The organism is Chloroflexota bacterium (assembly GCA_016197225.1).
GTDB lineage: Bacteria > Chloroflexota > Anaerolineae > Anaerolineales > VGOW01 > VGOW01.
In genome coordinates this window covers 35805-48238 of the sequence record JACPWC010000071.1, presented here as the reverse complement: position 1 = coordinate 48238, position 12434 = coordinate 35805, and the positions used below count along the sequence as shown (strand labels likewise).

11 protein-coding genes are annotated in these 12434 nt (G+C 60.8%); 3 read left to right on the top strand and 8 right to left on the bottom strand.

All coding sequences use genetic code 11. The features are described from left to right. Positions 1-132: 132 nt before the first annotated feature. Together HYZ49_13230 and HYZ49_13225 are read right to left on the bottom strand one after the other, a co-directional pair. On the bottom strand, positions 133-462 hold the full coding sequence (locus tag HYZ49_13230) for a GxxExxY protein (GenBank protein MBI3243246.1): 330 nt from the start codon (positions 460-462) through the stop codon (positions 133-135). 1102 nt (positions 463-1564) lie between these two features. Continuing rightward, complete coding sequence (locus tag HYZ49_13225; protein ID MBI3243245.1) at positions 1565-3328, bottom strand: cyclic nucleotide-binding domain-containing protein; 1764 nt, start codon at positions 3326-3328, stop codon at positions 1565-1567. Positions 3329-3483: 155 nt separating this feature from the next. On the opposite strand from HYZ49_13225, the gene HYZ49_13220 reads away from it, so the two are divergent. Beyond that, positions 3484-3906, top strand: a complete 423-nt coding sequence (locus HYZ49_13220) for a hypothetical protein (GenBank protein ID MBI3243244.1) — start codon at positions 3484-3486, stop codon at positions 3904-3906. Continuing rightward, on the top strand, positions 3903-4322 hold the full coding sequence (locus tag HYZ49_13215; GenBank protein MBI3243243.1) for an HNH endonuclease: 420 nt from the start codon (positions 3903-3905) through the stop codon (positions 4320-4322). Before HYZ49_13220 ends, HYZ49_13215 begins: the two co-directional genes overlap by 4 nt. A 31-nt stretch (positions 4323-4353) precedes the next feature. Here the strand turns inward: HYZ49_13215 and HYZ49_13210 are convergent, their stop codons facing one another. The 4 genes from HYZ49_13210 to HYZ49_13195 all read right to left on the bottom strand — a co-directional run bounded on the left by HYZ49_13210 (position 4354) and on the right by HYZ49_13195 (position 7864). Next, complete coding sequence (locus HYZ49_13210) at positions 4354-5700, bottom strand: hypothetical protein (protein MBI3243242.1); 1347 nt, start codon at positions 5698-5700, stop codon at positions 4354-4356. Between the two features lie 103 nt (positions 5701-5803). Beyond that, positions 5804-6238 carry a BphX family protein gene (bphX, locus tag HYZ49_13205; protein ID MBI3243241.1) on the bottom strand — a complete coding sequence of 145 codons (435 nt, stop codon included), beginning with the start codon at positions 6236-6238 and terminating at the stop codon, positions 5804-5806. 90 nt (positions 6239-6328) lie between these two features. Continuing rightward, positions 6329-7309, bottom strand: a complete 981-nt coding sequence (locus HYZ49_13200; protein ID MBI3243240.1) for a c-type cytochrome — start codon at positions 7307-7309, stop codon at positions 6329-6331. 99 nt (positions 7310-7408) lie between these two features. Next, positions 7409-7864, bottom strand: coding sequence for a hypothetical protein (locus HYZ49_13195; protein ID MBI3243239.1), 456 nt, complete (start codon positions 7862-7864; stop codon positions 7409-7411). Between the two features lie 99 nt (positions 7865-7963). Here HYZ49_13195 and HYZ49_13190 point away from each other — a divergent pair, with 99 nt between their 5' ends. Continuing rightward, positions 7964-10930 (top strand): AAA family ATPase, encoded by a 2967-nt coding sequence (locus HYZ49_13190; GenBank protein MBI3243238.1) that lies wholly within the window; start codon positions 7964-7966, stop codon positions 10928-10930. Positions 10931-10974: 44 nt separating this feature from the next. Here HYZ49_13190 and HYZ49_13185 read toward each other — a convergent pair whose 3' ends face one another. Continuing rightward, the gene (locus HYZ49_13185; GenBank protein ID MBI3243237.1) at positions 10975-11280 is read right to left on the bottom strand and encodes a hypothetical protein; all 306 of its coding nucleotides are present in this window, start codon (positions 11278-11280) and stop codon (positions 10975-10977) included. 9 nt (positions 11281-11289) lie between these two features. Then, positions 11290-12429: a citrate synthase gene (locus HYZ49_13180; GenBank protein ID MBI3243236.1), complete on the bottom strand. Its 1140-nt coding sequence runs from the start codon at positions 12427-12429 to the stop codon at positions 11290-11292. Between the last annotated feature and the right edge of the window lie 5 nt (positions 12430-12434).

Here is a 12434-nt window from a genome sequence, read left to right as displayed (position 1 = left end):
CTCTTTCTAACGCAAAGACGCGAGGACGCAGAGAACGCAAAGGTCTTTTATCTATTTCTTTGCGCCCTGGCGTCTTTGCGACTTTGCGTTAAAGCTTTTAACGCAAGGGCGCAAGGATTGTTCTTTGGTGTTTCACAGGCCGTTGACGACACGATGGATACCGTTCTTTACAAGTTTCTCGCCGAAGTTGATGACGAGTGCTAGCCGCAAGTCGAGCAGGCGCAGATAAGTCAGGGCTTGAGCTTCAAAGATCGGATTGTACACAGTCACGGCCTTCGCTTCGACGATAACAAGCTTCTCAACGAGCACATTAGGCTCAGAGCTTGCCTTGAGCTTGCCGAAGGGGCAGGCTTTGCGTTGGAATCTTTTAGCCACAACGTCACACTCTCCGGCTGCATTGTCTCTTGCACCACTTCCACCAGCCGCGCCGTCAACCTGTCCAAATCCGTCTCGTCGCGGCAGGTGGCGGCGAAATCGGCCAGCGTTTTGGCCGCGTCGTACTTCTTGCGGTAGAAGCGGCGGTCAATGAAATCCTGCACCCGGTTGCGAAGCGGGAAGAACAGGGCGGCGATGGCGAGGGTGGAGAGGACAAGGACGACCGGCGACTGCTGGCTGGTGATAGCGGTGAAGAGGCCTTGCAGAATGACAACACTGCCGAAGTAAGTGAGGGCGAGCGCGCCGGTCAGCACCGAGTACACCAGCGTCTTGCGAACGATGACGTCGATGTCCCACATCCGATAGCGGAAGATAGCCACGCCGATGCAGATGGGCACCAGCAACGATACGCCCACATAAACCGGGACATACACCAGAAACATGAACGCGAGCCGATCGGGGGTGGACTGCGTCGGCGGAAAAACGAACGAGCTGAACAATATGGGCACAAACGCCACGAACGAACTTAACAGCCCACCCATCACCCATTTGGTCTGCTGCTGTTCCACCGCGTTGAAGACGCGCCGATAGCGGTGGACCACGGCGTACGCCGCCGGAACAAACCAAATCAGGCTGACCAGGCCAAGTAGCTGCGTCCAGACCATTGAAGCCAACCACGCCAGCCATATGGGCAGAACCAGCCAGCGCATCCAGCGCGGCACAAAACGTCCGTTCGGAAAAACAAAGGGCAATAGCACAAAGAGTGCGATGGACAGCGCGTAGACCGTAGATTGCAGCGGCAACAGCACACCGACGTCGGTGATACCCTCGGTGATCCCTAGCGTCAGCAGCAAAGATAACGCTAATGCCATCCAATCGTCTGACTTGCGCCAGAAAATAATCCCGGCGACGAAAATATAGCCCAGCCGCGGGACCCACAACACCGCAGTCGCGATCAGAAACAAGAGCTGTCCTGACATGCCCAACTGCTGCCCCAATTGAATATCCTCTTGACTGATCGACCACGGACCGCACTCGGTGCCCGGCGTGGTGCAGCTCGGCAGCGGTCCTTGCAGTTGATTGAACGTGCCGATGGTGAACACGATAAGCGCGCTGAGTGACAGGGCGATCCAGGCGGCGCGCGCGACGTTGAGCCACGGCGGGCGCAGGGTTGTGTTGGATTCGAAAGTCATTCCGCCCTCCCCTCGCTCAGCCGGTCAATCTCCTTGCTCAGCAGGGCTTTCTCCTGGCCCAACTCGCGGATACGGCGCGACATGAGTTTGAAGAGACGATAGGCCAGCGACGGGTCTTCGTGAATGCGCCGCTGAAAGTTTTTCTGATCCACCGTCAGCACGCGCACCTGACTCAGGGCGCGCACCGTCGCCGAATGCGGCTCGGCTTCAAAAATCGCCATTTCGCCCAAAAACTCGCCGGCGCTGCGCACGCCCAGAAAAATCTCTTCGCCCTCGTGTTCCTGCACGATTGCCACCTGCCCTTCCTGAATGACAAACATACATTGGCCGACCTCGCCCTGGCGAAAGAGGATGTCGCCGGGTTCAAAGACCTTGCCTAAGGCTCCGGAATTCATAGGTAACTCCTGGCGGCGCTCACCCGCCTCGGCTTGCGAACCGGCGCTGGCAGGCAGAAGCGAGACCAACAAATCCCAGCTCAACCGCAGCCAGAATGCCGGATGCAGAGTCCGCAAAAAGATTTCTTTGTAGGGCGCGCTCCCGGTAAACATATCCCACAGCACGGTGCTCATGCGCCGCCGACTGCCTGGCCTCTGCTGTTCGTCCGCCGTCATGCGCACCACCGCCCGCCGCGCGAAGCCCCGCTCCTGAATCAGCCGCGTGACCAGGAAGACGATCTTGCCGATGGCGTTGTCGAATTCGATGGCCCGGCAGGCAGGCAGGTAGTGCTTGCGAAAGTCATTAGCGGAGATACCCTCGAAGACGGCGGTTGTGGCCGCGGCCTTCGAGGTGCGATAAGCCGACCCGATGCCGTCCTTGTACAGCCGCGTCACCCCGCAATCGCCGATGAAGACGATGCGGTCGCCGAACGGCTGAACCGCGCCCTCGGTGGCGATGCGCGGCTGGCACTGGCACGCCCCCTGCTCCAGATTCAATTCCGGCGGCATGATGCGCTTGACCTCGGGGCAGTTCAGGAAGGATTGGATCAAATCGTTGTCAATGTCCTCACCCAGCAGGCAGGTCGTCACGTAGTCGCCTTTGGGGATGATGGCGGCGAACTCCAGCCGGGGGATGTTGAGCAGGAAGACGTGCATTGCGTTCCCGAGGACTTTCCCAATCGTCTCTTCGCCCAGATAGTATTCGCGGATGAAGGTCTTGGTCGTCTTCGGCGGCTTGTAAGCCAGATTCAACTTCTCAAAGAGTTTGGCGGCGGCGGTGTTGATGCCCGCCGTCACCGCCAGCAGGTCGTAGACTTCCGGCGCGCCGCCTTTGCCCTTGACCGCCACTTTGCCGTCCTGCCAGCTCACCTCCTCGACCCGCGCCCGGATCACGTTCGCGCCCTTCTGCCGGGCCAGCGATTGCAGGTGGCCGTCGAAACTGCCCCACTTGAGTTCCTTGATGCCGCGCGGGCCAGGGCCGCGATACACTGCCCCGATGCGCTTCTCCTCCAGCGGCGTGGCGATGCGAACACTGCCCGCGTCGGTGTGCAACATGTAGGCCGAGATACCGCGCTGGACGATGGTGGGCGGCAAGTTGATGCCCTCGGCGGCCAGCATCTGCACCAGCGACTCGGAGATGATGCCGCCGCACATATTACACCCGAGTGGGCCGGGAACGGTGAAATCGCGCGGCTCGTAGATGTCCACGCGAAGGCTCAGCTTGGCACGTTCAGCCATGTCGAGCAGGAAGTAGGCGAAGAACGACCCCGCCGGGCCACCGCCCATCACTGCTACGCGAGAGCCGTCTTCCAGTTTGAGATTCATCTGCTTTTCCATTTTCCCCTCCGTAATTCAACGCAAAGACGCCAGGCCGCAAAGAATGTAAAGATTTATGATCATTCGCGGCGAAGTCGGCCAGGTGTCGCATTTATCGCCACGCCGCTCATGCTATAATCCCCAGCAAGGATGATGAACATACAATGACTCAGACGCTCACTGTCAAACTCTCCGATGCGACCTATAACCACCTCAAGCAAGCGGCGGAACTTGCCCATCAACCAGTGGATGTGATCGTCGAGCAAAGCCTGTCGCACAGTCTGCCGCCGCTCCTCGAAGAGATTCCGCCCGCCTACCAGCCCGACGTCTACCCGCTCTTATCCATGAGCGAGACTGAACTCATTCAAGAGTCCCGTCGCCGTCTGCCCGCCGAACGGTGGGCCGAATACGAAGCCCTGCTCGACAAGAAGAAGGCATCGCTCTTGAGCGAGGCTGAACAAGCCAAACTCGACTCGCTTCGCCAAGAAGCCGATGCGTTGACCTTTCGCAAAGGCTACGCCGCTGTTCTCCTCAAGCGGCGCGGCTACCACCTGCCAACACTCGCCGAACTGAGTTTGGCGGCATGACGGTCTCTGTGGCTCTGCGCCAACGAGTCGCCGCGCAAGCCCGCCATTGCTGCGGCTATTGCCACACGCAGGAAGTTGTCAGCGGCATCCCCCTCACCCTCGAACACCTCACCCCCAAAGCGCGCGGCGGGTCCGACGCCGAAGAGAACTTGTGGCTCTCGTGCCGCCTGTGCAACGAAGCCAAAGGCGTTCTGACCGAAGCCGCTGATCCTCAAACGGGCGAGGCCGTTCCCCTCTACAACCCTCGAACGCAAACGTGGGCCGGACATTTCGCTTGGGATGAGCAAAGCGTCCATATCCTTGGCCTGACGGCGATAGGCCGCGCGACTGTTCAGGCCCTGTCGCTCAACGACGAACTGCGCGTGCGCGCCCGCGCTCTTTGGGTTCAAGCCGGTTACCATCCGCCAGAACTTTAACTGGCTTCCCCTTACTCGTTTCAACCTCACCCTATCTCTCCTGCTCAGTACGCTCGTTGTGCGGATTCGCTGAGCTCACTTTATTTAAAGTCAGCCACAGGCTCACACTCTCCGGCTGCATCGTCTCCTCCACCACTTCCACTAGCCGAGCCGTCAACTTCTCCAGGTCGGTCTCGTCGCGGCAGGTCGCGGCGAAGTCGGCGAGTGTTTTGGCGGCGTCGTACTTCTTGCGGTAGAAGCGGCGGTCAATCGTGTCCTGCACGCGCTTGCGGAGCGGGAAGAACAGCGCGGCGATGGCGAGGGTAGAGAGGACGACGACGACCGGCGACTGCTGGCCGGTGACGGCGGTGAAAAGGCTTTGCAGAATGACGACACTGCCAAAGTAAGTGAGGGCGAGGGCACCGGTCAGCACCGAGTACACCAGCGTTTTGCGGATGAGGATGTCAATGTCCCACAGGCGGTAACGGAGGATGCTGATGGCAAGCGCAATCGGGATGATGCTCATTGCCAGGGTTTGTACGGGTGACAGTATTGAATAAACCGTTTCGGGCGCGACGTTCGGTAACAAACCGGGGAGAATCATGTAGGGAGGAAGGATCAGTAAAATCATCAGCCCAAAACCGAACACCACCCACTTGGTTTGTTGGCGCTGGGCCATGCTCGAAACGCGCCGGTAGCGATAGATTTGGGCAACGACTGTTGATCCCCAAAGCAAGAGCAAATACAGGAAAAAAAGCCAGAGCGGCCAACTGGTTGGATTTAATGGCGAGCGGGGTAAAAAATTCCAGAAAAAGGTTGTGCCCGCCCAAAACCCGGCCGGAATCCACGCCCAATAGGGCACCAGACGCCCATCGGGGAAGAGATAGAAAAACGGCGGCAGCATCGAATAGGCCAGGGTAGCCACTACCGCCACCAGGTAGAATCCGGCCGGATGCCGCACTTCGAGCGGTATCAAAAGGTAAGAACTCCCGGCGACGCCGAAAGTGACCAGGAACAGGGAGGTGAAAAGCCCCATCAGGCTATCGGATTTGCGCCAGTAGATCATTAGCGCGACGACGATGTACACTAATGCCACGCCCCCTTCGAGGGCTACATTGAAAACGGCATACCCCGTCTCCGGCAGGCTAAGCTGGGACAAGACCGCGCGCATGGCGGCCTCGCTCCCATACTGTTCAACAATCTCTGGCGAAAAACCGAGGCGCGTCATCCCATCCCTGATTTCATCCTCGGGTGATAGCAGTTGGGCATAGCGCGCTGGCAGGGCGACGAGGAAAACGGCCACCGAGAAGACAAATACGGCCGCCCACACCGCGCGGGCCGCTGTGAGCCAACGACCCTGCAGGCGCGTCGCTGAGGCAAGTTCGGCATCGAGGGTCATCGTTTAGACTCCCGCAATTTAATCCCTGCGGAGTCTGCATCCCCTTCTGCGGCCTGCGCCGCATCTGGGGATGCTTGCTCCGCAGGGTTTCTATAGCGAAGCACTAAGCCTTCATCGGAACTGATGCGCGAGCCGGTGTTTGGACTGACGCCTGCCGCGTGAACATGACCCCCGTGCCGATGATGATCAGGTGAACGACGATGAAAACGAGGTAGCCCACGGCGTCATACCCGTTGGCAATCAAGTACACATCATCCACAACCCCGTGAAGGAGTTCGAGCCAGACGATGAGCCAGACCGCGCCGAGATACTTGAGCGGGTCACGCGACGCCCAGAGCATGAACGTGGCTATCCCCAATATCTCGAATGCGAAGGGAGACCACCCGTCCACAAATGCCTTGACTGCGAACTCATCCGCGGGGAACGGGATTACGCTGGCGAAAAATTGACGGTTGATAAACATGCCGTACATGTTCATCAGCGCCAGGAGCAGATAGAACGCTCCGACGATGCGAAACCACCACTTGAGTTTGTTCATTGTGAAGTCTCCTTTTTGAGTTGAGTGTGTTGAAGACCCTAAGGGTCTTGGAGACCCTTCGGGTCTGTTGGGGCGAAGCATGCTTCGCCCTTACTTAACCGGCGCGGTGAGATAGGCGTACAACGCGGCCAGATCGTCGTCGCTCATCTTCGAGGCGTTCTGCCAGGGCATGGTTTCGGGGAAGGCAACGCCGTTGGGCCGCGTGCCGCTGCGCATGGTTTCGACGAACTGTTCAGCCGTCAGGGTGGATATGAACGGGCGCGGGTTGGGAACCGCCGGGCCTAACGAGGAGGCTTCCACCCCGGTGACATCCGGGCCGTGACAGCCCCGGCACTCGCCAAAGGTGGCAACGTACTTGCCGTAGTCTGCCGTCGGGCCGGCGGGCGGCGCGGTGATGGAATCTGGTTTTGGCTCCGGGCTGGGGAACATGCCCGCACCAAACAGCAGAGCGCCGACGAAGTTGATGTTATCGCCGGTTGGGTTGCTGAGGGTGACAGCGGGCTGAGAGCGCAGGAAGGCGACGACGGCCTTCGTATCATCGTCGCTCATCTGGCCGAAGGGCAGGAGGGACATGAAACCGAGCGACTGGCCGTCTTTATTCACCCCGTGCCGGATGGCGCGGAACAGTTCGCCGTCGCTGTAGCTCGCCAGCTTGCCGCCGGGGGTCAGGTTCTCGGTGGCGAGTTGACCGACAAAACCGAAGCCCTCCGCCTCTGCAATGTTATAGCCGCCGGAGAGCGGAAACTTTTCGGTAGGCTTTCCGTCGGCATCCACCTGGCCGTGACAACCCACACAGCCGATGTCCGCTAGATACTCGCCGCGCGCGATTTGCTCCGGCGTGCCTTCCACTTTGAGATCGGACGCGGGTTTTGCGCCGGGGAAATAAAGAATGGCGATGCCTTTGCCGCCCGCGAACGAGACGGCGGTCAGAATCAGCGTGAGCAGTCCGGCTCCCAGCCCGCCGGCGATCTTCACCCACAGCCGTTTGGCCCGCACGACCCGCCACGTCAGCCAGCCCGCGCCGATGGTGAGAACAATCAGAACGAGAAAGATGAGGATGTTTGCGATCATTTTAGTTTGCCTCCTGAGCAACTATCTGGAAGACCTGCCGGGTCTTGCCAGCTTTAAGTTTTGCCGAACTTTCGACCAGACCTGGCAGGTCTTAGCCAGTCATTCATGCTGTCGCATGGACAATCCGATGCCAAGCGTCAAGCCGTAGACAATGTGGGCGATGACAAAATGGAGAGGCGGCACGGCTCTGAGGGCTGAGGCCGCACCCGGCAGGAGAACGACGCCGGCCAGCCCCCACAGCGCCAGCCCGAAGGCCAGCCCGCCCAGCCAGGCATAGGCCGACAAACGTTGCCAGAGACGGGCAACGAGCCGCCACCCGACCCCGAACAACGCCCCGTACACGCCCGACACGGCCAGGTGGGAGATCACGCCCACCACCGGCGAGGCGGTTGCCCCTGGATCGAAATGGCCCAGCGTCACGCCGATTCCGTCTCCCCAGGTCAGGCCGGCCACTGCCAAATAAACCGCCATCAACACCCCGGCCATTCCACCGGCCAGCAGGCCGTCCACCGCCGCATCGCCCATTGTCGTTTCTCGACTCTGTTCTTTGACCATAGTTGCCTCCGTTAATCTGCTTCCACTTTACACAACGCGCATTCCGGCAACGTTACGGCAGGCGTTACGGAATCACTTTTCGAGTACAATGCAATCGAGATGCCCCGGCTTGCTTTTCACCTCCTCGGCTCGCCCCGCGTCGAACTCGACGGCGCACCCATCGAAGTGGACACGCGCAAAGCCACCGCCCTCGCCGTCTACCTGGCGGTGACGGGCGAACTGCACAGCCGCGAGCGCCTGGCAACCCTCTTCTGGCCTGACGCCGACGAGGCCAAAGCGCACGCCGCCCTGCGCCGCACTCTCTCGGTGTTGAATAAGGCGCTGGATGGAGAAGGATTGAGGATTGAGCGGGAGGCGGTGAATTTGGAGACGGGGGCGGCCTGGGTGGACGTGGCCGAGTTTCACCGCCGCCTGGCCGATTGCCGGACTCACGGTCACCCGCCTCACGACCCCTGCCCGCGTTGCGTCCATCCCCTTTCTGAGGCAGTGACGCTTTACCACGACGACTTCCTGGCCGGCTTCAGCCTGCGCGACAGCCCCGCCTTCGACGACTGGCAATTTTTTCAGAGTGAAGGACTGCGCCGCGAACTGGCCGACGCTTTGGAACGGCTGGTGAAGTGTCACAGCACAGCCGGCGAAGTGGACGCCGCCATTGCCCACGCTCGGCGCTGGCTCTCCCTCGACCCGATGCACGAACCGGCTCACCGCTGGCTCATGTCGTTGTATGATTGCGCCGGGCAACGCGCCGCCGCCCTGCGCCAGTATCAGGAGTGTGCGCGAATTCTTGACGAAGAACTCGGCGTGCCGCCGCTGGAAGAGACGACGCGGCTGTACGAGGCTATCAAAGAGAACCGCCCGACGACGGAAACTCCAAGCCCCAAATCCCAAATCCCAACTTCCCGCCGTAGTTCAGGCGTCCAACTTCCCGCCGTAGTTCAGGCGTCCAATCTCCAACCTCTAACTTCTAACCTCCAGCCTCTAACCTCTAACCTCCCCCTCATCGGTCGTTCCGCCGAAGTTGCCGCCTTGCAAAATCAGTATGCCTCTCAGAGCGCGGACGGCGCGTTGATCGTGATAGAGGGTGAAGCTGGGATCGGCAAGACGCGACTGGCAGAGGCCTTCATCGAGCGGGCGCAGGCTCAAGGCGCGACCACGCTCCCCGCCCGTTGCTACGAAGGCGAACGCAACCTGGCCTATGGCCCCTTCCTCGAAGCCCTGCAATCGGCGCTGAGGCAACCGGCCATTGCCGCCCGGCTTGAGTCATTGGAGCCACACTGGTTGAGCGAGGCCGCCCGGCTGTTGCCTGACCTGGCTAACCTGAGGAGCGACCTGCCGCCCACACCGCCTCTCGACAGCCCCGGCGCGCAAAGCCGCTTCTTTGAAAGCATCACCCAGATTTTGCTGGCGTTGGGAAACGACTTGCCCACCGTCGTTTTTCTGGACGACCTCCACTGGATTGACGAGGCCTCGCTGGACCTCTTCGCCTACCTGGCGCGCCGCCTGCGCGGCCATCGCCTGTGCCTGCTGGGAACGTGGCGCGACGAGCAGGTGCCGACCGGGCATCGCCTGCGTCAGGCGCTGGCCGAATCGCAACGGGCCGGGCTGGCCCACCTGCTCTCGCTCTCGCGGCTCAGCCAATCCGCAGTCGCAGAACTGGTTCAACTAACGATGAAGTCCGCGCCCGAAAGCCGGATTGCGGAGCGGCTGTACCACGAGACCGAAGGCCTCCCGCTCTTTCTCGTCGAATATCTGGCGGCGCTGGGCGGCGGCGGGCCTGAGGCCGAGTGGCCTCTGCCCGAAGGTGTGCGCGGCCTGCTTCACTCGCGCCTGGCAATAATTGACGACGCCGGCAGACAATTGCTCGGCGCCGCCGCCGTCATCGGGCGCTCGTTTGACTTCGACACTCTGCAAGTTGCCAGTGGCCGCAGTGACGAAGAAACGGTGGCCGGACTGGAATCTCTGATCGCGCGCGGTCTCGTCCACGAAGTGGGCGGCGGCGACGGCGCGCTGACGTATGACTTCGGCCATGACAAACTGCGCGCCCTGGTTTACGACGAAACCAGCCTCGCCCGCCGCCGGCTCCTGCACCGGCGCGTGGCCGAAGCCCTCACCTCGCGCGCCCGCGCTCAAACGCCGCCCGGGCCGCTCGCCGGCCAGGTTGCCTTGCACTACCGGCTGGGCGGTCGCAACGCCGAAGCCGCCCACTACTACAAACTGGCGGGCGACCACGCCCGCAAGCTGTATGCCAATGCCGAAGCCCTCTCGCACTATCGCTCGGCGCTGGCCTTAGGCCATCCTGATCCCACCGCCCTGCACGAAGCGATTGGCGATCTGCAAACGCTGGCCGGCGAATACGGCGTTGCCCTGACGAGTTACCAGACGGCGGCGGCGCTCGGCTCACTCGAGGCGCTGGCCGAACTGGAACACAAACTGGGCAATGTTTACGAACGACGTGGTGATGGGGAACTGGCCGAGCGCCATTTTGAGGCCGCGCTGGCGGCGTTCGGCGTGGACGGTTCTCAAGGTGGCCGCGCCCGTGTTCTGGCCGACTGGAGTCTCACCGCTCATCATCGAGGTCAAACAGAGCGGGCGCTCGATCTGGCTCGGCAGGCGCTGACGCTGGCCGAGGCCGGCGGCGACCAGCGGGCGCTGGCGCAAGCGCACAACATTCTCGGCATTCTCGCCAGCAGTCAGGCCGACCTCCCGACTGCTCAACTTCATCTTGAGCGTAGCCTGGCGCTGGCCGAAACTTTGGGCGACACGGGCGCGCAGGCGGCGGCATTGAATAATCTGGCGCTGGCCTTTGGGGCTAATGAACAGACGGCGACTGCAATCACGCTCACTGAACGGGCCTTGAAGTTGTGCGCTTCGCAGGGCGACCGTCACCGCGAAGCGGCTCTGCACAACAACCTGGCCGATCTTTTACACACCGACGGCCAAACCGAAGCCGCCATGCAACATCTCAAACGAGCCGTCGTCCTGTTCGCCGAAATTGGCGTCGAGGCCGGCGTTGGCGCGAATACCAGCAAATGGCAACCGGAAATCTGGAAACTTGCAGAATGGTGAAACAAAAAATGCCCGAAGGTTATGAACCTTCGGGCGTTTTTCTTTCACAACTTTGCCAGCTTCTCTGCGGTGTGCTTCACCGTTTTCATCAGGTGATCCGCCGTGTGCCAGTCACCCGGCCTGGCCTCTTTCGAGGGGTCGGGCGAGCAATACTCCATATCCCACAACACATCCCAGATCAAACGGGCCTGTTCTTTAGAGGCGTATCTCACTCGTCCGGCCCTCTCCAGCACTTCGTGCGTTTCGCGGAAAAGCCTGAGGAACATTTCAGGCGCGATCGCGCCCGAAGCGGCGTCCTGGATCAGCCGCACGAGTTCGTCGGAGTTGGAGGGAAAGGATGGATTCGTCATGGCCTTAGATTACTTCCGATCTTCAATTGACACAAGCGCCTGTTCTGCCGGGCCGGTGTACTGCGCGGCCGGCCGGATCAGAGCCGAGTCGTTGTACTGCTCGATCACGTGCGCCGCCCAGCCCGCCACGCGGGAGACGGCGAACACACAGGTGTCCAAGTCCGTCGGGACGCCGAGATAGTAGAGCAAAGGCGCGGAGAAAAAGTCTACGTTCGGGTACAACTCGCGATGACGCAAGACGGCCTGCTCCACCGCCAGAGCCATGTCCACGTAATTGTTGCCCTTGCCTTCGGCGGTTTCCATCTTGCGCGCCCACTCCAGCAAGTGCCGGGCGCGCGGGTCGCCGTGCTTGTAAATGCGGTGGCCGATGCCCATGATTTTGCGTTTGTTGGCAAAGGCGTTGTCCACGAAAGGATTGACTTTATCAATCGCACCGATTTCCAACAGCGTGTTCATGGTGGCTTCTGCCGCGCCGCCGTGCAGGTTGCCCTTGAGTGCGCCCAGCGCGGCGGTGACGGCGGCGTGCAAGTCGGCGTTGGTGGACGACACGACGCGGGCGGTGAAGGTCGAGGCGTTGAGCGAGTGATCGGCCAGCAGAACGAAATACAAGTTCATCGTCTCGTTCTCAAGCCGGTTTCGCTTTTCGCCGTGAAGCATGTAGAGAAAATTCTCGGCGTGGCTCAAGCCCGGCTTAGGATTGAGAATCTCTTTGCCTTTGCGGGCGCGCTGGATGGCGGCCACGACGGTTGCCATTTGGGCCGTGAGGCGGAGGCCCTTGCGGCGCGTGGCCTCCAGCGAAATATCGTCTACATCTTTTTCGTGAAGCGCCAGGGCCGAGATGACCGTGCGCAGGGTATCCATGGGCACGGCTTTTTTGGGCGCAGACCGGATCAGGTCGAGAACGGCTTTAGGGAGTTTGCGGTTGGCGGCCAGTTCCTTTTTGAGGGTGGTCAACTGCGCCTGGGTGGGAAGCGTTCCGTAAAGCAATAGATGCACAACTTCTTCGTATTCAACATTTCCGGCCAGGTCGTGGATGTTGAGGCCGCGATAAGTGAGCACGCCGTTGGCGCCGTCCACCGACGACAGGGCAGTTTGGGCGGCGACCACGCCGGCCAACCCTTTGACAAAAGCTGGAGAGGGAAGAGTCATAAAAA

What these genes read in the sequence shown, in the direction of transcription:
- bphX (MBI3243241.1), bottom strand. Translation starts at nt 6,238, where the DNA reads ATGAACAAACTCAAGTGGTGGTTTCGCATCGTCGGAGCGTTCTATCTG.
- HYZ49_13180 (MBI3243236.1), bottom strand. Translation starts at nt 12,429, where the DNA reads ATGACTCTTCCCTCTCCAGCTTTTGTCAAAGGGTTGGCCGGCGTGGTC.
- HYZ49_13225 (MBI3243245.1), bottom strand. Translation starts at nt 3,328, where the DNA reads ATGAATCTCAAACTGGAAGACGGCTCTCGCGTAGCAGTGATGGGCGGT.
- HYZ49_13215 (MBI3243243.1), top strand. Translation starts at nt 3,903, where the DNA reads ATGACGGTCTCTGTGGCTCTGCGCCAACGAGTCGCCGCGCAAGCCCGC.
- HYZ49_13220 (MBI3243244.1), top strand. Translation starts at nt 3,484, where the DNA reads ATGACTCAGACGCTCACTGTCAAACTCTCCGATGCGACCTATAACCAC.
- HYZ49_13200 (MBI3243240.1), bottom strand. Translation starts at nt 7,309, where the DNA reads ATGATCGCAAACATCCTCATCTTTCTCGTTCTGATTGTTCTCACCATC.
- HYZ49_13190 (MBI3243238.1), top strand. Translation starts at nt 7,964, where the DNA reads ATGCCCCGGCTTGCTTTTCACCTCCTCGGCTCGCCCCGCGTCGAACTC.
- HYZ49_13185 (MBI3243237.1), bottom strand. Translation starts at nt 11,280, where the DNA reads ATGACGAATCCATCCTTTCCCTCCAACTCCGACGAACTCGTGCGGCTG.
- HYZ49_13195 (MBI3243239.1), bottom strand. Translation starts at nt 7,864, where the DNA reads ATGGTCAAAGAACAGAGTCGAGAAACGACAATGGGCGATGCGGCGGTG.
- HYZ49_13210 (MBI3243242.1), bottom strand. Translation starts at nt 5,700, where the DNA reads ATGACCCTCGATGCCGAACTTGCCTCAGCGACGCGCCTGCAGGGTCGT.